This is a genomic window from Mucilaginibacter sp. FW306-07-L (assembly GCF_058782065.1).
Genome location: NZ_JBYSXI010000001.1, coordinates 231606 through 252284 on the forward strand (window position 1 = coordinate 231606; position 20679 = coordinate 252284).

Here is a 20679-nt window from a genome sequence, read left to right on the forward strand (position 1 = left end):
GTTATGGCCTACGTTGAATTGCAGGTAACCACCAATTTCAGCTTTTTGCGCGGCGGGTCACACCCCGACGAATTGGTTCATTATGCCGCTGAATTAGGCTATCAGGAAATCGGTATTACGGATCGCAATTCATTTGCAGGTCTCGTCAGGTCGCATGTTGCAGCAAAGCAAAAAGGCATTCGTATTATCCCCGGCTGCCGCCTTGATCTGCTCGATGGGCCGAGTCTGCTGGCCTATCCCAAAGACATTGAAGCTTATGGGCGGTTATCGGCTTTGCTTACCATCGGCAACCAACGGGCGGAAAAAGGCAAATGCTTTTTGTACAAGAAAGATATATTTGACTGTACGGACGGCATTATTTTCATTCTGCTGCCGCCCCCTTCCCTTAACGAGTTTTTTGAATTTGAGGACAGCTTCAAAGCTGAAGTTGCTGAATACGCCAAGTCTATTCCAGAGTTGTATATCGCGGCAAGCCGGACTTACTTAAGTTCCGATCAGAAGCGGTTGTTCCGTATTCAGCAGCTTGCCAAACGGCATAAGCTGCGCATGGTCGCAACCAACGATGTACATTACCACGATACCAGCCGCCGCGAATTACAGGACGTATTAACCTGCGTCCGCGAGAAATGCACAATACAAAATGCGGGCTATTTATTACATGCCAATGCCGAGCGTTATTTAAAGGAACCTGCCGAAATGCAGCGGATATTTAGTGCTTATCCCGATGCAATTGACATTACGCAGGTGATTGCTGATAAATGCCGGTTTTCCCTGGATGAGCTGAATTACGTTTACCCCGAAGAAATCAATCAAAACGGACGTACCCCGCTCGAAGAATTAAAGCAATTAACTTTGGCAGGCGTTGCGGAACGTTTTGAGAACAAGCCGCCGCAAAAGCTGGTCGATACGATTAATCATGAGCTGAAATTTGTTGAGGAAATGGACTATGCGAACTATTTCCTGTTCGTTCATGACATTGTGCGCGAGGCAAGGCAGCGCGGTATTTTATGCCAGGGGCGTGGCTCTGCGGCTAATTCTGCTGTTTGCTACGTCTTAGGTATCACATCTGTTGACCCGACGAAGTTTGATCTTCTGTTTGAGCGCTTTATTTCCAGTGCACGGAATGAGCCGCCTGACATCGACGTCGATTTTGAGCACGAACGCCGCGAAGAGATTATACAGTATATCTACAATAAATACGGACGCGACCGGGCGGCGATTGTCGCAACCGTTACTCAGCAACGGCAAAAAGGCGCAATCCGGGATGTTGGCAAGGTGATGGGGCTTTCACAGGATACCATTGACCGGCTTTCATCTGCTATCTGGGAATTTACCGACGAATGGTTTGAACCTAAGCGCATTATTGAACAAGGCTTAAATCCCGAAGACCCGCATTTGATGAAGGTATTAAAGCTTACGGGGCAGATGCTGGGTTTTCCCCGCCAGCTGGGGCAGCATACCGGCGGCTTTGTCGTAACCCAGGGCAAGCTGACCGACCTCTGTCCGATTATTAACGCACGGATGGCAGATCGCACGAATATCGAATGGAACAAAGACGATATTGATGCGCTGGGTTTTTTAAAAGTCGACGTGCTCGCCTTGGGGATGCTCACCTGTATTCGTAAAGCGTTTGACCTTTGCAGAGAGCATTACGGCCTGGAGCTGACGCTTGCCAATATTCCGCAGGATGATCCCGGTGTTTATGAAATGGCAAGCCGCGCAGATACGATCGGCGTATTTCAGATTGAAAGCCGGGCGCAACAATCCATGCTGCCCCGCCTCCGTCCAAAATGCTTTTATGATCTGGTAATTGAGGTTGCTATCGTGCGGCCTGGCCCTATCCAGGGAGACATGGTGCACCCTTATCTTAGGCGGCGTAATGGTGAAGAAGCGGTAACTTATCCATCAAAAGAACTGGAAGAAATTTTAGGCCGAACACTGGGCGTACCTTTATTTCAGGAACAGGCGATGAAAATTGCAATGGTAGCGGCCGGTTTTTCCCCCACAGAAGCAGATGGCTTAAGGCGCAGCATGGCGACGTTCAAGTTTAAGGGTCTTGTCAATGCTTACCAGGAAAAACTAATTACCGGCATGACAGCACGCGGGTACACACAGGAATTCGCCGAGCGTATCTTTAAACAGCTTGAGGGATTTGGCTCTTATGGCTTCCCGGAAAGCCATGCGGCCAGTTTCGCATTGCTGGTCTACGTGTCGTTATGGCTTAAATGCTATTACCCCGACGTATTTGCAGCGGCGTTACTGAATAGTCAGCCAATGGGGTTTTATGCTCCGGCACAAATTGTAACCGATGCAAAAAACCACAAAGTTGAGATCAGGCCGATAGATGTTAACTATTCGCAATGGGATAATACGTTGGAAACGCGGACAGGTTATCTTGCACCGCTTCGCCTTGGCTTTCGGCAGATTAGCGGAATAAGAGAACAGGATATGCTGATGCTGATCGCTGGCCGCAGTAAGCCGTATAAAACAATTGAGGAAATTTATAATGCAGGCGTCTCTCAAGCTTCCTTGAAAACGCTTGCCGATGCGGACGCGTTTAGATCATTGGGACTGGATCGCAGGCAGGCGCTTTGGCAGGTAACCGCCTTAGCTGATACGCCGACAGGATTGTTTAAAGGTCAGTCGTCGGAAAGCGCAAAAGAAAAGCAAATTCAGTTGCCGTTTATGAGCGAGGCAGAACATGTAATACAGGATTATGCTTCCACATCCCTTTCGCTTAAGGCTCATCCTGTGTGGTTTGCCCGACCGCAACTGCAACGCCTTGGGGTATTTTCAACAGAACAGGTACAAAAAACCCTGGCAGGGCGGCATGTTAAAGTCTCCGGCCTAGTACTATCGCGGCAACGGCCAGGCACAGCCGGTGGCGTATGTTTTATGACGATTGAAGACGAAACCGGTACTGTTAATCTCGTGGTTTTTGAAAAACTTTTCGACGAATACCGCAAGGAAATATTAGGGGCAAAATTGCTGATGGTTAAGGGTTGGGTACAACGTGAGGGACAGGTTCTGCACGTTATCGTAAAAAGCTGCCATGACTTAACGCAGCTATTGAGTGAAAGTATCGAAAGACACAAAATGCCATTTCATACTGAAAATAAGCGAACGCAAATTAGGGAGAATGCGGCTGAAGAGGTTATTCCAAAAGCAAGGAATTTCCGTTAGACGCTTGCTGAGTATCGTTGATGCCAAACGAACTAGCTCAGTTGCTTCCTAATGAATTTCGCCGTATTGTAGTAGATTGACGTGGATTCCAGACCAAGTGAATTTTTAACATCATTAAGATAATCTAACGCATTTGATGCTGTTTCTAAAAACGCTGGCCAATTTAGCACCTGAACCTCCTTTTTGATTGCGTTTGCTTCTTCTTTTACCGGCACATCTGTATATATCGAAAGGGGAATATCATTATCTGTGGCTTCGCGCACGAATTCACTATCGCTCTGATCGTCTTTCATACTTTCATGATATAATACACCTAACCATTCCTGCTCGGACAATGTCTTAACAGCGTTATTAAAAGCCCGGCCGATGCAAATATTTTGATCAAGATCGACTATCGCCTCGCCTACAGCTATTGATCCACGCACAGGTAAGCCAAGGCAAAATGCGTTGACAAAAAGCGCGATAGTTGCCAATTCAATCAAAAATTGAGACTCTTTCGAATTATCAAGTGTTACCAATGTAACCTTGTCAAATAGCTGAAAGAATTTTAAATGGCCGCTAGCATGATCTTCGTGAACGACGCTGGAATTACTACCACGCATGTGTTCAATATTCTCTGCCGCTTCACCTAACTTAAGCAACCTTTTAAAAACATCCAACGTTGTTGGAGCCATCGGCCCCCGATAGTTGATTAAGCTGGTAACATCGAAAACGGCCACGTATCGGTTACAATACGGCGGCCAATCCTGGAATGCAGACTTCTTTAAGATTTGACGCTTTGCCACTTGGTTTAAGTTTAGTTTGCTAAATATAACGATACAAACCTTAACTAAATAATCCCAAGTCGCCGCCGCCTGTTTTGCTTGAATTTTTTGTTTTTATAGGCTTTCGGCTATGTTCCGAAATCACGTACATGTCCGATGAGCATGGTCGAAGCAGTGCCATAAGCTGCTCTTTTGTAGCATTTGGGTTCATCCACAAGCGACGTTGCTCCTTATTCAGAATAATTGGGATGCGGTCGTGAATTTCACTAAATCTACCTTCATCTGGGTCACAGGTAATCATTGTAAAGCTTTCCAACACTTCGCCGTTGGCACGATCCTTCCAGGTCGTCCATAGTCCCGCTTTATAAAAGAAATCCTCTTGTGCAGGAGCGATTAGCCATTCAACTTTTTCATCGCCTTGCGTTTCGCGTTCATAAAAGCCCTCGTCCAAAATTAAACAACGAGATGTAAGAACCAGGTCGCGGAATGACGCCTTCTGAAGCAAAGTTTCTGCGCGGGCATTGAACATTGTACCGGCGGTTGAGGGATCTTGCGCGAATGCCGGAACAAGCCCCCACCGCATATACTGGATTTCACGCGGGCGGCTCAGCGTAATAATTGGCATGTAATCGGTCGGTAATGTATCGATACCGCCAGCCTGCTTATCAACGCTCGGCTTGGCTTTAGGCGAAACGAATGGCACTTTCAGCTTGTCTGATATCGCTCGCACATTAACTGTCACAGCTTTTGTACACATATGTACAATATAATATTAATGCCTGAACTGTTGCAACAATTTCTTCATTACCCTCCGGCTTGATCGATTAAGATTTGCAGCATGATAACAACAAATTTTCGTCTCGCAGCATTTTGACAAACTAAGAACGCCTTTTTCTAGAATCGACAAGCTTGTTGTCAGTTAAACTTATATTGACGTTTTGTACCATTTTTTCCCGATCTATTAAGTCTAGACGCTTCCTTAGTTTTTTCACATCATTCCTAACTTTTTCGGTCTTATCGAAATTTTTTGCGTGTTGACTAAAGTTTGAGTCAATCAGTCCAACAACATAAAAATTTTTCGGATCTACTACAGTAATCAGCTCTTGTAAATACTTAACCTTTTCATCATTTACTTCGCTCAAGGTCGAAGCCAATAGATATGCTGAATATTCATATTCTGATCGACTTGATGACAAAACGCCGGTTGAGTCCTTTAGCAAAGCAATCATGGTCGCAAACAATTGCTCGAGTGGATCTTTTAAGGTAATTGAGGTATGATGAAATTCGTACCACATAGAGATAATTTTGTAAGCTCCATATTTTGTGTTGAAGAAGGATTTTACAAGATTGTACTCGGGGTGTGTTGTATTTAGAATAAAATCCACAGCTTTTGAAGCGTTCTCTAAGTTGCGTTCTAACCCTTCAATACGAATTGAAATAGGCGTATTATAAAGCGCCTGCATGAGATACCCTAATCCGCTGATATTGATAGCGTATTCTTGAAACGTTTTAGGCCTTGCAGCGGCGAGAATTTCAGTTAAAAGTTCCGGTGAATCCTTCGTCATTCCGGCATAAAAAATAGCCACGTTTTGCCACCAAAGATCATTGAAACCTTCGATGAACAACGACTTTTTATTTGGTTCGTGATTGTAAATTTGATAGGCTGTAAAATATTCCTGAAAAGAAAGATGTTTAAACTCAACCTCATTTCGATCCGTTAAAATTAGTAATCCAATGTTGTTAATGAGTTCGTCAACTAATTGTTCAACATCATAGGTGTGTCCCCTTTGGGAAGCAAATTCAGATATTATTTTGATTGCGTCATCTTTGGTTATTACATTAACGTGTGTGTTGTGAAGATGTAGCGCGAGATAAGACAGGGTGCTTCTATGCACCCCTACCTTAAGCAAATCCAAAGTGCTGTCTTTAAAGGATTTATTGAGTAGGAGATCGGCAAAGTATTTATATAAATCAGAGATAGTCGCAGGAATTTCTACTTCGTTTTCATCAAAAATGGCAGCAATTAGAGCAAGTGTGATTGGCGTCTTTGGCAATTTGTCGAGAATACGAGAGTCCCTTAGAGATTTAAGAAGTCTTTTGCACTTAACTTGTTCGTCATCAAAGTATCGACCTAGGAATTGCTCTGCTTGCTTCATGGAAACATTCAGTATTTCCAAATATCGGAATTGGAGCTTTTGACAGCTTGCTAATAGTGAATCTGCGGGACGCGACGAGAAATAAATTTTCACACTAGGGTAATCCCGATGGAACTCTTGGATCGCGCATAAAGCCTTTTCCTTTGCGTCAGGCGCAGCGAGCTCATCTAGAGAATCGATAAAAAGTACGAAGTTTCCTTTTACAAAAAGTTCATCAAGATCAATTTGTATCTCGGAAAAATCCTCCGTATTAAGATGCTCTTGTAGTAACCTTTTAATATCAAAGTTACATGCTGGCATGTGGGTAAATTGCAAAATGAATGGGTACAGTTCGTAATTATTTCTTAGTTTGTTTTCATAAATAATGTCGTTGGCCAGTTGTTTGAAAAAAGTGGACTTACCCGCCCCAGATGCTCCAACAACGAGAGTACATGTTTCGAGTTTACCAACTTCATGTGTATTAAAAAGACGGCGTTTTAGCTCTCCATTTTCGGCGACTTTTGTTTCAATCAACTTCGGACTAATAGCGAAATCAATAATTTTTTTTATCTTATTATTTTTTATACCTAAAGCCTTGGTGAAATCATCGTCTTTATTTTTCTTTTGGAACAACTCAACGTAATGATTGTAAGTTTTGTCGCCTTTGAGCCAATATCGCGGATAGTGCTTGTCAATAAGTGAAACTAAACGTAAACCGTCCCATAAAGAAATGTTGGGATTTTCGTAAAATTGATCTTGTAAGATTTTGCTCTCAGCACCGCTATTAAATTTGCCATTAGTAACTACCTTTACCTTGTTCATAGAAATATTCTTTCCTTTGGTAATAGAGTTCCAAGCGAATGTGAAACATTCACTTACTTGCGCCTTAATTTCAGAAGTTCCCGCTGACGTGCCTTTGATATCACCTTTTTTTACAACAAATGCAGTCCACTCTTTTTTGTCATCCACATCATCAATTCGAGAGGCGACTACATCCTTTCCTAACTCCGGAACATTGCCCCTTTCGTGAGTAACAGTAACATCGCTATACCCCATCTTTGGAAGCAACTCTGCCAAAAGTTCATGAATTTCCGTTTCGTTCTTGATACTCTGTATCTTAAAAAGTTTATCCTTTGCATCCATTGTAAAGTAGCTAGTGTGATCCAAATTCAAATATATAAAGACTTAGCCAATTGCTTCGATTTAAATGTGTTGCGCAGAATAGTTTTGCTTGACGATGCTTCGGATCGCCAAGATCAATTGAGATAGTTGACATTCTTTAAATCGTTGGTAATATCGAATATGAGTGTCACAAAGACTGTCACAAACGAAGGATATATTGCGAAATGTATCGCAAGTAAAATCAATAGGATAAGTTTTTGTACCTTGTGTATCTGCTGTCCCTGTCTCCGCCACGTTTGACGTTGGCAAAGACCAAAAAGGCTGATGTTATCGTTGATAACAATATAAAAAGCCGGGATTACAGCATTTAGAGCATAAGCTCCCACACAAGTCGCAAAAACTTGTCACAAAAAGTGGGACAAAAAGCCATGCTTCACATCTTAAGCCGGGGGAATACCTGGTACTTTAATCGCCGTGTTCCAAACCCATATCGCGATTACGACTCCCGGGATTATGTTCGCATTTCTCTCAAAACATCTTCACGAAAAGAAGCCATAAGGTTAAGCGCGCTTGAAAACATACGTTTACAGGAATATTGGGAGGGGCTCGTCTCGACAGGACGTAAGCACAGTCATGACACCTATGCGCGTGCCGTCGAATTGTCCACAAGGCTGGGATTTCCATACGTTCCTAAAGAGGATCTTGCTCTTGGAAACTTAGAGGAACTTGTGAAGAGACTGCTTTACGTAGTTGAGCAAAAGTTCAATGAAAAACAGGCGGAGGCAGTGCTTGGAATGATCGAACAACCTTGCCTTTTACTATCCGCACTACTTCCTAAATTCTGGGAACTCACAGCCGAAATAAAACTTGAAAAGTCAGAACGCCAATACAAAAAATGGCAGAATCCGCGATTACTTGCGATGGAAAATTTTATTAAAGTGGTGGGTGATAAGCCGGTGCAAGATCTTATACGGCAAGATATGCTGGATTTTAAGCAATGGTTCATTGACCGGGTCAAAGCCGAAGAAGTTACGACGGGGACGGCAAATAAGCATTTTATCTACGTGAAACATGTCATTGAAACGGTCTGCGATAACCAGAACATCGGGATATGCGACAAAATGTTTAAAAAACTGCTATTTAAAAAAGAAATCCGATCCCGACTGCCGTTCACAACAAATCACATAATTGATGTCCTGCTTAATGATAGCAAGATGGCAGGGCTGCCCGACCATTTGCGTAAGATGATCGGCGTGTTTGCGGACACAGGGATTAACATTGACGAACAAATTGGTATTCGCCCCGAAAATATCTTTCTTGGTGAAAAAATCCCTTACGTGGTTATCATGTCACATGAGAAGGATAAACTCAAAACGGTGCATCGAGAACGTACCATTCCGCTTGTCGGCTTTGCTCTTGACGCTTTTAAAGCTTATCCAGATGGATTTGCGAGTATGGTTGATGACCCTGATAAGACCAACACCCTTATTGGCAAATACCTTAGGAAGAATAAGCTATTGCCGACAAACAGGCACAGCCTTTACTCATTACGCCATAGTTTTCAAGATCGACTTACTAACCTAGATTGTCCGGACCGTATTCAGACAGATTTGATGGGTCATGCATTTACGGGTCGAACGAAGTATGGTGCTGGTGCATCTCTCGATCATAGTTATAAATGGATGAAAAAAATCCAGCTAAAGCGCTAATCGACAAGAACCAATTGTCAGGTTTCGGGGCTTTATTATCATCATGCCCCTATATTATAAATGTAAGGTTTGGCGTAGAAATCTCGTCTTGTTTATATGCCATGCCTTCGATGAACACGCCACCATCCTTGTGTACAAACTTCAATTGCTCGTTGCCGTAAGGTGTGTAACCCACCGAAAGTAGTTTTTCTCTACATTCGATAATTCCTGCGTCCCTTGAAAATTCGTCCGTAATCGAAATATCCTCGTCCACAGAACTCATTTCGCTGCCAATCACTAAAAAAGAAAATAAAATATCAGCCATCGTTTTAATTTTTTTTGGAAGATAAGGAATAGATGCAGCAAAGTATGCTGAACGATAAAATAAACCATAGCGATCAAAACTGGCTATTCTGTAGTCCAGTGATGGCGACCGCAGCGCTGGCATCTGTACCGCTTAATGGGCAGGAAAAACAAAAATGTTTTCATGAATAAATTGCGTGACACGCGCTGCATATCGCTTCGCTTGCTGCCGCATGCGCAATTGATTTCCTTTTTTTTGTGGCTTTGATAAGTGCTGTATGTCTGAAGCCAGCTTTAAGTATATCATTTCAGGATCGTAAGTTTATCGTCACTGATGTCTATGATTGTCGCCAGATTAGCCCGTATTTCAAGCTGACCAGTGATCGCATATGGGGGTACAACAACCCACATCTCTGTTGGCGTAACCTTTATCGGTCTGGCCATGTATTGATATTTTGAATTGAAATAAATCGACATATCATCCTTATCGGTAAACTCCACCCCTGTGATTTTTATCGTGTCGCCAACTTTTGCCGACTTCGGGGTAAATTCTCTCATGGACATGTCCAGTTTCAAATTTTCTTCTCCGGTAGCGGTATTACCATCTACGGTTACCGTTATCTTACCCGGCAAGGCGTATCTTGGGATAATCGCCCCTATGGACGATCCGTAAAGATAATTGGCCTTAACGGGCTTAGTTCCGCCAAATGAAAAGAATATCTTATTCACATCATTGCCAAAACCTTGCGCATAAACATACATTTGGTGTCCAAGTTGCCGATGCGAATAATAATAACTGACAACTTTTAGTTCTTCAGGGAGAGCCGTAAAATCGTCTTTACTAACAGCTTCCTTTCCATTGACGCGTACCGTGATTTTGCCACTTAGTGTCCCCAGGTCAGTTTTGATAATAATGGTGGTTGGTGTTACTGAAACCGGATCGTCATAAGGCGGAAGTCCAAAAGCAACCCCCACCGCTGACGCATCATTTCCGAAGCCTGTGCCAGTAATCGTTACCGTTGACCCTGGACGCGCTGATTTTGGCGTAAAGTCTGTAATCGATAAGGTGTTTGTTACTGGTGGCTTTACAGTAAATTCCTGTGCGCTAACAGCTTTTTTGCCCCCAACGGTCAGCGTTATCTTGCCTGTTGTGGCATCACCAGGCACATTCACTGTCAATTGGGTAGCAGTAACGGTCTTTGGGTGTATTACCGCAGAACTACCAAATCTAATATCAATCAAATCGGCATCCTTGCCAAATTGTTCCCCGGTAATGGTAATTTCTGTACCTGCTTCTGCACTCAATGGCGCAAAGCTGGTTATAACAGGTTTAACAACGACTGGCGGCGGCTCCGGCTTTGGCTCGTCTGTTTTTTTGCTACCGCATCCGCTTAACAAAACAAGCGCAAAAATGCAGCATTTTAAAAGTATTGTCTGTTTCATAGTTATGGCAGTTGTTCAAATTCAATTGCATCCGCGTTAGTATGAGGCTTAAATAGGATATGTTTGGAACTGTCGCTATAGAATAGGGTCATGGCCGTGCCATCCACTATTCCTGATAGGATGTCGTCCTTTTTGACGTAGGTAAGCACGACAGGTAATTCAGGCCGTTCAGAATTAGTCATGGTAAACTGGCCGTCCGTTTCTTCTATCGTTAAAACAAAATCCGGTGACAGCATACCGGTGTTAATCGGCTTCCATTTACCGATAAATTCATTGCCCTGTTTTGTACAGGCAGCCATAAGCAGCGTCACAGCAGCCGCCATTATCAATAGTCTTTTCATCTTTATGGTGATTGGGATTATTTCACTTCAACTGCCATGCAGTCGCCTTCGCAATCGGTGAAGAATTCGCCTTTAAATGTCTGGCTACCGCAGGTAAATCGGTATTCGTATGTGTAACCCTTATCAATCGCCACAGTTACCGTTCCCTCGCCCTGGCAGGCTGGTTTACCACTGGTATAGACGCGATCAATTTCCCGTTTGTTGTTGAGCGTCGTGTAGTTGTCATTGTTGTTGGACTTGTTAACGATCCCGGCGATTTTTAAATTGCCGCAGCCAAAATCCTTTGTGATGTAAAAGGTAACATTTTTAATGATCGTGCCATTGATGCCACCCGATATACCGGAACAGCCGCCCGACTTCATATCAGGGTTTTCGTCTTTCTTTTTGCAGGCAAAGGTCAGCAACGCTAACAAGGCCAGCGCTGCTAAAGTGAATTTGTTCCGTTTCATCGTTTTATTTTAAATTTTTGTTCCAAATGGGCTTTACTCGGTGCATCAGCGCATGAACTGTACTAGGATACCACTTCCCATGCCCGCGAAATGTGGGTACGTGTCGTCGGTTCAAAGCTTGGGTGACGGCCCGAACCGAAACAATCCCTCGGTTATTCAATCTGATCAACGTTGGTAGTAACTTTTCAGCAAATTGCTGGGCCGCTTCTCTGTTTACAAGGGCCAAAACCTGCCCGTGCCTGCCCAGCATGACACCTCTGCGCTTGGCTGCACCAAGTGCTTCTTTCGTCGTTTCGCTTATGCGTTGCCGCTGCTCTTCTGCAACCGCTGCAAGGATGTGGATCGTGAACCTGTTTGCATGCGGATTATCTACCACTTTTACTTCCACCTTTGATCGATCAGTAAAGATGCTGGCGATCAGCTCCACATCCCGGCCTAGACGATCTAACTTGGCGACTATAAGGGCGGCTTTATGCTGCCTGCAAAGCTCAAGTGCCTGAATTAGTCCGTCACGATGCTTCCTAGTCGACTGGACTTCGATAACTTTTGTGAGTAAATCAAAGTGATTTAGCTGACAGTATTGCTCAACGGCGCTTTGCTGCGCCTCTAAGCCTAAGCCGCTTTTGCCTTGCCTGGTCGTCGACACCCGGTAATACGCTATTGCCTGCTTCATAATTCTTTCCTCTTGCTGTTCATCAGTAAACCATCGTTTATATTTGAACAGAATAAGGGTTAAAAAATCGTAGTCTGGGAAAGGAATGCTTTAAATAGATCGTCTTGCAGGGAAGGGATTGGTGGAAAATCAGGAATTTTGTTCGTCAGTTAACGATGGTTTACTTATGAACAAATTTTATTAAAAAATTCAGGTTACAGTTGTACCTAACTATATATTGATTACTTAAAGTACCGGCAGGCAGAGCGTTCAGCCATTCTTTTCCGCCAAGATTAATGTAAATCCACTTGTCTAGCCGGAAAATATCCTATTATAAGTTTTGGAAAGTATTCTTTATATAAACGCTCTTTTCTTCACCAGCGCATTGCTATAAAACCAAGTTACCTATAGCCTTGCTTCATTAATTGCTCTACTAAAAAAATGTCTTATAGCTTGTTCCCTTGCTTTGCTATCAGTCATAACAATGTTTTGAAGCTGACTATCACGCTGAAATAAACGAATAGCACCTTCAAAAAATGCTTGAGAGAAAGCGCTGTAAACTACATCTGGAGGATTATTGACCAGCATATCCTTGAGATCTTCGTTATCTAAGATTTCTTTGTTTACTTGTTCGAATCTAAAGAAGTCCTCTTTGGAAAATTGGGTACCATGCTTTTGATTGAAGTTATCTACCACTTCGGAAAGCGACAGATCTTCTTCCTCAGTGTAGGGTCTAGCACCAAAATCGCTAATAGGCGATAATCGCACTGTGTCTCCAGCTTTTAGGGAAGCACTGCCATGCTCCTTCTTTTCGATACGAAACGCCTTCAACCGTAACATGTCATCGGTGATTTGTATATCCGGTGGGATTTCCCGGTTTGGCAATAGTCTAGTTAACCAAGACACGTAAGCGAATAACTTTTCTAATCCTGTATCACCTAAACGCATAACCTGAGCTATGAAAGCATAGAATCTTATATAGCTTTTCAGCAATTGACGGAACTCTTCTTGCTTTCCTTCGTCTTCTTCAAAATCGAAACGCTGAACAGCATTTTTGACCAAACGTTCAAGATAGATCCTATCAATTGAGGATAAGGCATCCTTATAATAAGTTTCGGAAAACTCGTTTACTTCATTATCATCAATAAATGAAAATGACTTAATTCGCCCTTCTAATTCGTAAATTTGATTAGGGTCAGTTATTGCTTCAAGTGCCGTAATTTCAAAAAATGGCTTGAAAGCCGCCTGTATCTCTTCCGAGGTATTTTGGAAATCTAGAATATAGGTTCTTTCTTTTTCTTGATAAGTCCTGTTTAACCGTGATAACGTTTGAACAGCCTGTAGTCCATCCAGCTTGCGGTCGATGTACATGGCGCATAATTTGGGCTGATCAAAACCTGTCTGATACTTCTCCGCAACAATTAATAATTGGTACTCAACACCGTCAAACTGCTTAGGTAACTCAGTTTCAGAAAAACCGTTCAACTCAGCCTCTGTATAAATTAAGCCATCAACATCTAATTCACCGGAAAAGGCAACTAAAGGTTTAATCCCAGAATATTTTTTCTTTTCAATATAACTTTTTATTGCTTGGAAGTAATTGAAAGCATGTAAGCGGCTTTGGGTTACTACCATGGCTTTAGCTTGGCCATGTAATTCTGTTGCGACATGGCGAACAAAGTGCTCAACGATAACCTCTACTTTTTGAGCAATGGCGGTAGGATGCAAAGATGCAAATCTTGCGACTTTGCGCAGTGCCTTGCGTTCCGCAAGTTCCGGATCATCATCAATGGCTTTTTCCAGCTGGTAATATGCCTTATAGGTCATATAGTTCTGCAAAACATCCAGAATAAAGCCTTCTTCAATGGCTTGACGCATTGAATACAAATGAAATGGATGGGGCAAACTATCAGTACCCTTTGTACCGAAGCGTTCTAGCGTTACATTTCTTGGCGTAGCTGTGAAAGCAAAGTAGCTTATATTCTCTTGTGGGCCGCGCTGTTTTTGATAGTCAGCAATAATCTCTTCTATCCCCGAAGGAGCACTATCCTTGTCGCGAGTAAGCGCTTTTGCAAGGTTATCAGCATGGCTGCCCGATTGCGATCCATGCGCCTCATCGATCAAAATTGCAAATCGGCGCCTGCCCTGTCCAGAAATCTCTTTTAAATGATCCGTAGAAAATTTGTGAATAGTAGTAACTATTATTCTTGCGCCTTGCTGTATAGCCTCTTTCAGCTGGCGAGACGTCCCATCAATCTTTTTAACAACACCCTTGGTTTGTTCAAATTGTGAAACCGTATTCTGAAGTTGTCTATCTAGGACAACCCTATCTGTCACGATAATAGCCGTGTTAAAAATAGCCTGATCTTGATCGTCATGTAGCGTAATCATCCGATGGGCCGTCCAACCAATTGTGTTTGATTTTCCTGAGCCAGCGGAATGTTGTATTAAATAACTATTGCCCGCACCAAATTGCTTAGCATGTTGCATTAGCTTCAATACAGCGTCTAATTGGTGAAAACGAGGAAAAATCAAAGCTTCTTTCCCTGCCTCTTTATCAAGATGGATGAAACGGCCTATGATATCAAGCAATACTTCTCTCGAAAAAATAGCTCGGCATTCCGGTAAGCTTTTATACAAATATGCTATTCTAAAGTCACCTTCTATATCTGGATTTCCTGCACCGCCATCATGACCGCGATTAAACGGCAGGAATCGTGTTTTACCATTATTTAATCTTGTGGTCATAGAGACGTTATCTTCATCCAAAGCAAAGTGAACAAGTGCACCTCGCTTAAAGGACAAAAGAGGCTCACCAGCAGGAGCACGATCTTTGCGATACTGATTTTCAGCGTGTTTAAAGGTAGTTCCTGTTGATTGATTCTTACATTCTAACGTAGCTACTGGAATACCATTAACAAATAAACCTATATCGATACGGTTGTCGTTTTTGGCGCCATATTCAAGTTCATCAATTACACCTAATATATTTGAATTAAACAAATGAAGAAGGTCATTGTTAAGGCCTGAAGCAGGCTTAAAGTAACAAAGAGAAAATTTAATTCCAGGGATAAGCTTGAGGCCTTGCCGTAATACATCTAATGTGCCGCGCTGGATAAGGGCTTTATCTAGCTGTTTAAAGAACTCGGTTTCAGCTGCAGCTGTATAATGCTCTTCTAAACGCTTCCATTCTTCAGCCTGAGTAGCTCTGATAAATTCCATTACTAAGGCTTTATCGAGCGCAGAAGCACGGTCATAGTCGTTGGTGCTGCGCAGGCGATAACCTTGGCTTTGAATCAAGTTATCAATAAGATGATATTGTACAACATTTTCCCGGTGAACTTTATCGGATGAATATGTTCGGTTATTCTTTTCCATCACGGATTACCTCTTTGTTTTTTTACACATTGACTTCAAAATTGGCTGATTGTCTATTCGCCGTACTGTGTCTTTTCCATTCTCGAGAATCCAACTGTCCTGTCACAATTTGTGTTATCAAAGATGATTTCAGCTCTTTAAGGTAAGAAATAGATAATTGTGTTTTTTTAATTACTTGTTCCGTTTTAAGCACCTTTTCCTGGATAGACGCAGAAATTTTTCGTTGCTCATTCAAGTCAGGAAATTTGACTAACATGTTAGGGATATCTTTAAATTTTATAGATTGTCTTACTCCACCACCTAGGGAGTAATAGTACTTTGCAAGGTCAAGAGAGAGAAGAGTATAAGCCCAAAAAGATGCATCTTGCTCTTTACTTACATACACTGCATCGTAAGCGGAAGTCACAATTCCTCTTTCTAATACCAAGCCTTGACGAATACTGCGTTTGTCATTCTGTAGATCAGTTAAGCGAAGAACTATATCTCCAGGTTGTACAATTTGATACGTTTCAAAGCTTTCGGGAATTAGTCCCTCATTGCTACTCTTATCTTTCCTTACAATTTTTCCATAGCTGAGAGATAATAGATTTTCTTCTATCAATCCAGTGTTTTTGTTATTTTTTCTGATGGTAAATACACTGTGAAGTTTTTTTGTTTTCCACGTTTTTGGCAGACCTTTACTATACACTAATTCTTGCAAAATTTTTTTACTTGGTTCAATTTCAGAGCTTGTAGAGAGCCCTATGCATGCGTTAATGATCTCAGCATTTTTCTTCTGAGAAAGAAGTCCAATAAGCTTTTCCTTTTTTCTAATCAGATGATCAATATTTGATGTTTCTTGGTCAAGAAAATCAGCAATTTCTTTTTGTGTATCATAATCAGGGAAGTTGACAAGAAGATTGCCAACATCTTTCCACCTAAAGTCGGTGCTCCTTTCTCTAATTCCTTTTGATAGGCTCTCAATAAATTTTGACGTGGCCAAATTTCTTAGATAATAAGCCCAATACTTTGTGAAAACCCGCTTAGTATCCGCTGGGATAGCTATGGAGTAAACCGGTGAGCATTTTCCTCGAGAATCTGAAACGCCGATAGCTCCAGCAAAACCATCCATTGCGTGCACAACAAGGTCATTAGGTTCTACGCCCTGATAACCAATCTCTTTATCTGCAAAGGTGAAACCATCTTCTCTGCGATTACTCCTTAAGGTAACCACGCCATCACGAAAGGCAGTTACTACACCATCTCCCTCAGATATAGGACGGCTAATCTTTTTGTATAAGTATTTAAACCGCTCGGTTCTCCAACTATTTTTGTGAAGAGGCGTCTTTAATCCCGATTTAGCTATATCTTTCATACCGCAACCCCCTTAAGTAGGCTGGCAATTTCGGCTTCAAGTGTTTTTAGTTCCTCATTGATTTCTGCAACTGGACGCGGGGTAACATATTTGTAAAAGTAACGGTTGAAGTTAATCTCATAACCAATACGGCCAGTTTGGCCGTCAACTACATCTCTATAATTTTCATCAACCCAAGAATCTGGCACAAATGGCTTTACCTCACGCGCCACATAGTTCTTCCACGTCTCTTTAAGCGGTACATTCTCGTGATCACGTAAATCACTATCCGCTTCAATATTACCCTTTGCATCTGTGCAAGCCTCTGCAGTTTCATCTTTATCTGACAGTGCAGACGAAATGGATTTTCTGAGAGGTGCTGAAATTTTAATATCTAAAAACTTCAGTATTTGGCTAAGAGCTTTTTCAAACGCATCGCGGTTTTTGAAAAGATCTTTAGGTGCGCTTGTTGATATTGTCTTAATTAACTCCTCTTGTTCGGTAGGATCAAGTTTTAGAAAATTCTTATCTCGCTTCAGAATCTCAAGCCGTTCGGGAGAAAATTGAAAATTAAGCCTAAGTGGGCGTTCAATGCGAATTTCACGATACCCAAAGTCCTCATTATCAAATATTTTCGAGTATTCACCCCAGCCTGCTTCACCATTTAACATTTCATTGTAGACTTTGACAACTTCTTTACGGGCATTTTCTGGGATTTCACGGCGTTTACTCCCTAAACTTTTTCTCATGGACTGCCAGAAACGTCCGCTGCTGGCATCAATCAATTGAACTTTACCACGGCGTTTTCCGTCTTTTTTATTTGTCAACATCCAAACGTAGGTTTGAATGCCTGTATTGTAGAAAAGATCAGTTGGAAGGGCGATAATTGCTTCCACCCAATCATTTTCAAACATCCATCGGCGGATTTCGCTTTCACCAGAGCCTGCGCCACCAGTAAAGAGTGGTGATCCGTTCATAACGATACCAATGCGCGACCCAGCCGCATCATCACGCATTTTGCTGATCATATGTTGAAGAAATAGCAACTGACCATCCGATACACGAGGCAAGCCCGCACCGAAGCGGCCATTCTTGCCTGAGGTTTTGTATTCCTCGACAATCGGATCTTGATACTTCTTCCAATCTACACCATAAGGTGGATTAGAGAGCATATAATGGAATTTCTTATCTTTGTGTGCGTCTTCAGTAAGCGTATTGCCGAATACAATTTGATCAGGATTGTGGCCAGTAATTAGCATATCTGATTTACAAACACCGAAAGATTCGGGGTTTAATTCTTGGCCATACAGTTCAACGCGGATTTTTGGATTAAAGCGTTTCATGGCTTCTTCCATCAAAGCCAGCATACCGCCCGTACCGCAAGCAGGGTCATAGACAGTACGGATGATACCGGAACCTGCTAAAGCATCGGCATCGTTGATCAAAAGCAACTCGACAATAAGACGGATAACTTCGCGTGGGGTGAAGTGTTCCCCAGCCGTTTCATTTGAAATTTCTGAAAATTTGCGGATGAGATCTTCAAACAAATAACCCATTTCGATATTTGACACTCGGTCTGGGTGCAAATCGATCTGGGAGAAACGGTCAAAAACCTGCCACAAAATACCGCCATCTTTCAAGCGCTTCAATTGATCGGTGAACAAAAATTTTTCAAGAAAGATATCTCTAACACTTACATTAAACTTTGTAATATAATCCAGCAGGTTTTTATGCACGTCAGCAGGGTCTTGTCCGTGAATCTTACTGAACGTTAGTTGGCTGTAGTTGTACAGCTTTAACCCGCCGCCCACGGCTCCAAATAGCATCATATCTTTTGTATGATCGTCAATGCCATCCGGCAGGGTTTCATAAGCTTTGAGCACAGCACCCTTTGTTGATTCGAGTAGGCAATCAAGACGGCGTAATACAACAAATGGAAGAACAACTTTTCCATACTCGGACTGTTTGAAGTCTCCACGTAAAATCTCAGCAATTGACCACGCAAAGGAACTGAGGCTTTGAATTTTAGATAAGGTCATTTTCATACCATCAATAATAAAGTTTTAAGCTAAAGCGAAGTTTATACTTAATAGTTAACACAGCCTCAAATATATTACATAAATATAATTAAAAACCACCTTTTTAAGCGTCAAAACCCTACTACCGCATCCAAAGCCTCGTCTGCTTTTTGATGTGAAAAATTGGACTGGTAATTCATCGTCGTTAAAATGCTTTCGTGACGATACATTTTCTGTAACACTTTTGGATGAACGTTTTTATCTTCTGCCCTTTGAGCGAAGGTATGCCGCGCCTTATGTTGCGAGGCATTTTTAGTGCTGCCAATCATTGCCATGATTTTTTGCATTGCTTTGTTAAGCCGATTTACTGCAAAGGCTACTTTGCGCCTTACCTCGTAGCGGTTATCTAAACTGCCTACATCTTGTAAGAGATAAAATACTAACCCGTGTCTATTATTTGGATGCGTTTTGCTGCTCTCATATTGCGCAATTATCGCTTTTGCTTTTTCTGGAACTTTGACAGATCCTGGTTCGCCGTTCTTTGACATGGTATAGTAAAGACGTTCATTTTGAAAATCTGTCCATTTTAGCAACAGGCAGTCCGTCACCCGCATTCCGGCAAAGTAAAATTCCATCAGCCAAATGTTACGGGCATCGTTTAGAAATGAGGGATGTCCTGAAAGGTCTAATTGTTCAATCTTTTCCACTTCCGATTGTTCCAGGCCAATCTTTTTAGAAGCCGGTAAACTGATTGAGATTTTACCATTCGACCCGAACGGGTAATTATCCTTACTTACAATTTTTGCAGTAACCGCCCGATTATAAATCGTGCGAATAATAATCATGTGGTTAATAATTGTTCGTTCGCTTAAAGGCTTTTGTGGCGCATCATCTTTAAAGTTACGCTTTTTCGATTGCTTTAAAAAAATTGAAAACCCATGCAGCAAACCAACAGTGATTTCCGGAAAGGTAATTTTTCCACCGTTAGCGTACTCGTAAAAACGCTTTAGTCGGCCAGCATCCGTTTTATATACTTCGTAGTTACCGCACAGCATCTGTTCTTTTAAATACTGGTTCGCCACATCGATAAAATAAACGGGCCCTTCCTCGACAGGTTTAAGGTTCTCTTTGACCGCCTTTGCCGAGACCTGGCCTTTCGTTTCCATTTCTAAAGCTTTGTCGTTTGCCTTAGCTAATTCAGCCAAAAGAAAATTATTTAGGCGTGTGGCGTTTGGATGTGATTTCTTTACTCTTTGGTTCTTCGTGTCCCATTGATCTAAACTGTCCAGTTTCTGCCCGGTCAGGATATATTCCTGTTTCCGGTTAATTGTGATACAGATTGAAATTGGAAATTTGCCATCTTTGGCAGATCGTTTCCTGATGTAAACCCTTACGGTTGCCATGTTGAAAATTGTTTAAAAAACCTGTCTTTATCTCTCAATAAAGCTACTTGGTTTTGGTCATACAATGTTCATACACTGGCTGGCTTGATATGATATTCGATGTATTGATATGGTCTAAAAAATTGCTTTTTAGCTTCATATTATGCCATTTAAAAACTAATTAAGTCATTGAAAATAGGCCTCATAACCCGAAGGTCATAGGTTCGAGTCCTGTTCCCGCTACCTAAGTAAAAGACCTTTAGTTAATAAACTTGAGGCCTTTGCTTTCAAACAACAGGTTTAGGCCTGGAAAAATCTTCTTTTTTTATAAGGAAGAAAAACATTACGGAGTTATGCCCGTTATGAATGATACAAAACAGTGCGGGATGGAGCAGTTGGTAGCTCGTCGGGCTCATAACCCGAAGGTCATAGGTTCGAGTCCTGTTCCCGCTACCTTTAATTAACCAGTCACGAATTTCGTGACTGGT

The 20679-nt window shown here is 42.1% G+C and carries 14 protein-coding genes and 1 tRNA gene; 3 read left to right on the forward strand and 12 right to left on the reverse strand.

Annotated elements, in window-relative coordinates; translation table 11 throughout:
* Positions 1–3 precede the first annotated feature (3 nt).
* Complete coding sequence (locus AC3WJC_RS01060; protein ID WP_492397214.1) at positions 4–3183, forward strand: error-prone DNA polymerase; 3180 nt, start codon at positions 4–6, stop codon at positions 3181–3183.
* A 32-nt stretch (positions 3184–3215) separates the two neighbouring features.
* On the opposite strand, the gene AC3WJC_RS01065 is transcribed toward AC3WJC_RS01060, so the two are convergent.
* From AC3WJC_RS01065 to AC3WJC_RS01075, 3 genes are all read right to left on the reverse strand, one after another.
* Positions 3216–3968 (reverse strand): hypothetical protein, encoded by a 753-nt coding sequence (locus AC3WJC_RS01065; RefSeq protein ID WP_492397215.1) that lies wholly within the window; start codon positions 3966–3968, stop codon positions 3216–3218.
* Positions 3969–4008: 40 nt separating this feature from the next.
* A complete protein-coding gene (locus tag AC3WJC_RS01070; protein ID WP_492397216.1) occupies positions 4009–4704 on the reverse strand; it encodes an SOS response-associated peptidase in 696 nt (231 codons plus the stop codon).
* A gap of 121 nt (positions 4705–4825) precedes the next feature.
* Positions 4826–7225: an NACHT domain-containing protein gene (locus tag AC3WJC_RS01075; protein WP_492397217.1), complete on the reverse strand. Its 2400-nt coding sequence runs from the start codon at positions 7223–7225 to the stop codon at positions 4826–4828.
* A 380-nt stretch (positions 7226–7605) separates the two neighbouring features.
* Between AC3WJC_RS01075 and AC3WJC_RS01080 the strand changes: the two genes are divergently transcribed.
* The gene (locus tag AC3WJC_RS01080) at positions 7606–8913 is read left to right on the forward strand and encodes a site-specific integrase (protein WP_492397218.1); all 1308 of its coding nucleotides are present in this window, start codon (positions 7606–7608) and stop codon (positions 8911–8913) included.
* 49 nt (positions 8914–8962) lie between these two features.
* On the opposite strand, the gene AC3WJC_RS01085 is transcribed toward AC3WJC_RS01080, so the two are convergent.
* From AC3WJC_RS01085 to AC3WJC_RS01125, 9 genes are all read right to left on the reverse strand, one after another.
* A complete protein-coding gene (locus AC3WJC_RS01085) occupies positions 8963–9340 on the reverse strand; it encodes a hypothetical protein (protein WP_492397219.1) in 378 nt (125 codons plus the stop codon).
* A 158-nt stretch (positions 9341–9498) separates the two neighbouring features.
* Positions 9499–10638: an IPT/TIG domain-containing protein gene (locus AC3WJC_RS01090; RefSeq protein ID WP_492397220.1), complete on the reverse strand. Its 1140-nt coding sequence runs from the start codon at positions 10636–10638 to the stop codon at positions 9499–9501.
* A gap of 2 nt (positions 10639–10640) precedes the next feature.
* Positions 10641–10979, reverse strand: a complete 339-nt coding sequence (locus AC3WJC_RS01095) for a hypothetical protein (RefSeq protein WP_492397221.1) — start codon at positions 10977–10979, stop codon at positions 10641–10643.
* Between the two features lie 17 nt (positions 10980–10996).
* A complete protein-coding gene (locus tag AC3WJC_RS01100) occupies positions 10997–11428 on the reverse strand; it encodes a hypothetical protein (protein WP_492397222.1) in 432 nt (143 codons plus the stop codon).
* Between the two features lie 4 nt (positions 11429–11432).
* Complete coding sequence (locus AC3WJC_RS01105; RefSeq protein WP_492397223.1) at positions 11433–12101, reverse strand: recombinase family protein; 669 nt, start codon at positions 12099–12101, stop codon at positions 11433–11435.
* Between the two features lie 384 nt (positions 12102–12485).
* On the reverse strand, positions 12486–15458 hold the full coding sequence (locus tag AC3WJC_RS01110; protein ID WP_492397224.1) for a type I restriction endonuclease subunit R: 2973 nt from the start codon (positions 15456–15458) through the stop codon (positions 12486–12488).
* Between the two features lie 22 nt (positions 15459–15480).
* Complete coding sequence (locus tag AC3WJC_RS01115) at positions 15481–16812, reverse strand: restriction endonuclease subunit S (protein WP_492397225.1); 1332 nt, start codon at positions 16810–16812, stop codon at positions 15481–15483.
* Positions 16809–18836, reverse strand: a complete 2028-nt coding sequence (locus tag AC3WJC_RS01120; RefSeq protein ID WP_492397226.1) for a type I restriction-modification system subunit M — start codon at positions 18834–18836, stop codon at positions 16809–16811. Before AC3WJC_RS01120 ends, AC3WJC_RS01115 begins: the two co-directional genes overlap by 4 nt.
* A gap of 104 nt (positions 18837–18940) precedes the next feature.
* Positions 18941–20212 (reverse strand): tyrosine-type recombinase/integrase, encoded by a 1272-nt coding sequence (locus AC3WJC_RS01125; protein ID WP_492397227.1) that lies wholly within the window; start codon positions 20210–20212, stop codon positions 18941–18943.
* Between the two features lie 359 nt (positions 20213–20571).
* Here AC3WJC_RS01125 and AC3WJC_RS01130 point away from each other — a divergent pair.
* A tRNA-Met gene (locus AC3WJC_RS01130) sits at positions 20572–20644 on the forward strand.
* Positions 20645–20679: the final 35 nt, after the last annotated feature.

Coding starts and splice junctions, on each gene's coding strand:
- AC3WJC_RS01105 (WP_492397223.1), bottom strand. CDS start 12,101: ATGAAGCAGGCAATAGCGTATTACCGGGTGTCGACGACCAGGCAAGGC.
- AC3WJC_RS01095 (WP_492397221.1), bottom strand. CDS start 10,979: ATGAAAAGACTATTGATAATGGCGGCTGCTGTGACGCTGCTTATGGCT.
- AC3WJC_RS01070 (WP_492397216.1), bottom strand. CDS start 4,704: ATGTGTACAAAAGCTGTGACAGTTAATGTGCGAGCGATATCAGACAAG.
- AC3WJC_RS01075 (WP_492397217.1), bottom strand. CDS start 7,225: ATGGATGCAAAGGATAAACTTTTTAAGATACAGAGTATCAAGAACGAA.
- AC3WJC_RS01125 (WP_492397227.1), bottom strand. CDS start 20,212: ATGGCAACCGTAAGGGTTTACATCAGGAAACGATCTGCCAAAGATGGC.
- AC3WJC_RS01120 (WP_492397226.1), bottom strand. CDS start 18,836: ATGAAAATGACCTTATCTAAAATTCAAAGCCTCAGTTCCTTTGCGTGG.
- AC3WJC_RS01085 (WP_492397219.1), bottom strand. CDS start 9,340: ATGCCAGCGCTGCGGTCGCCATCACTGGACTACAGAATAGCCAGTTTT.
- AC3WJC_RS01060 (WP_492397214.1), top strand. CDS start 4: ATGGCCTACGTTGAATTGCAGGTAACCACCAATTTCAGCTTTTTGCGC.
- AC3WJC_RS01090 (WP_492397220.1), bottom strand. CDS start 10,638: ATGAAACAGACAATACTTTTAAAATGCTGCATTTTTGCGCTTGTTTTG.
- AC3WJC_RS01115 (WP_492397225.1), bottom strand. CDS start 16,812: ATGAAAGATATAGCTAAATCGGGATTAAAGACGCCTCTTCACAAAAAT.
- AC3WJC_RS01110 (WP_492397224.1), bottom strand. CDS start 15,458: ATGGAAAAGAATAACCGAACATATTCATCCGATAAAGTTCACCGGGAA.
- AC3WJC_RS01100 (WP_492397222.1), bottom strand. CDS start 11,428: ATGAAACGGAACAAATTCACTTTAGCAGCGCTGGCCTTGTTAGCGTTG.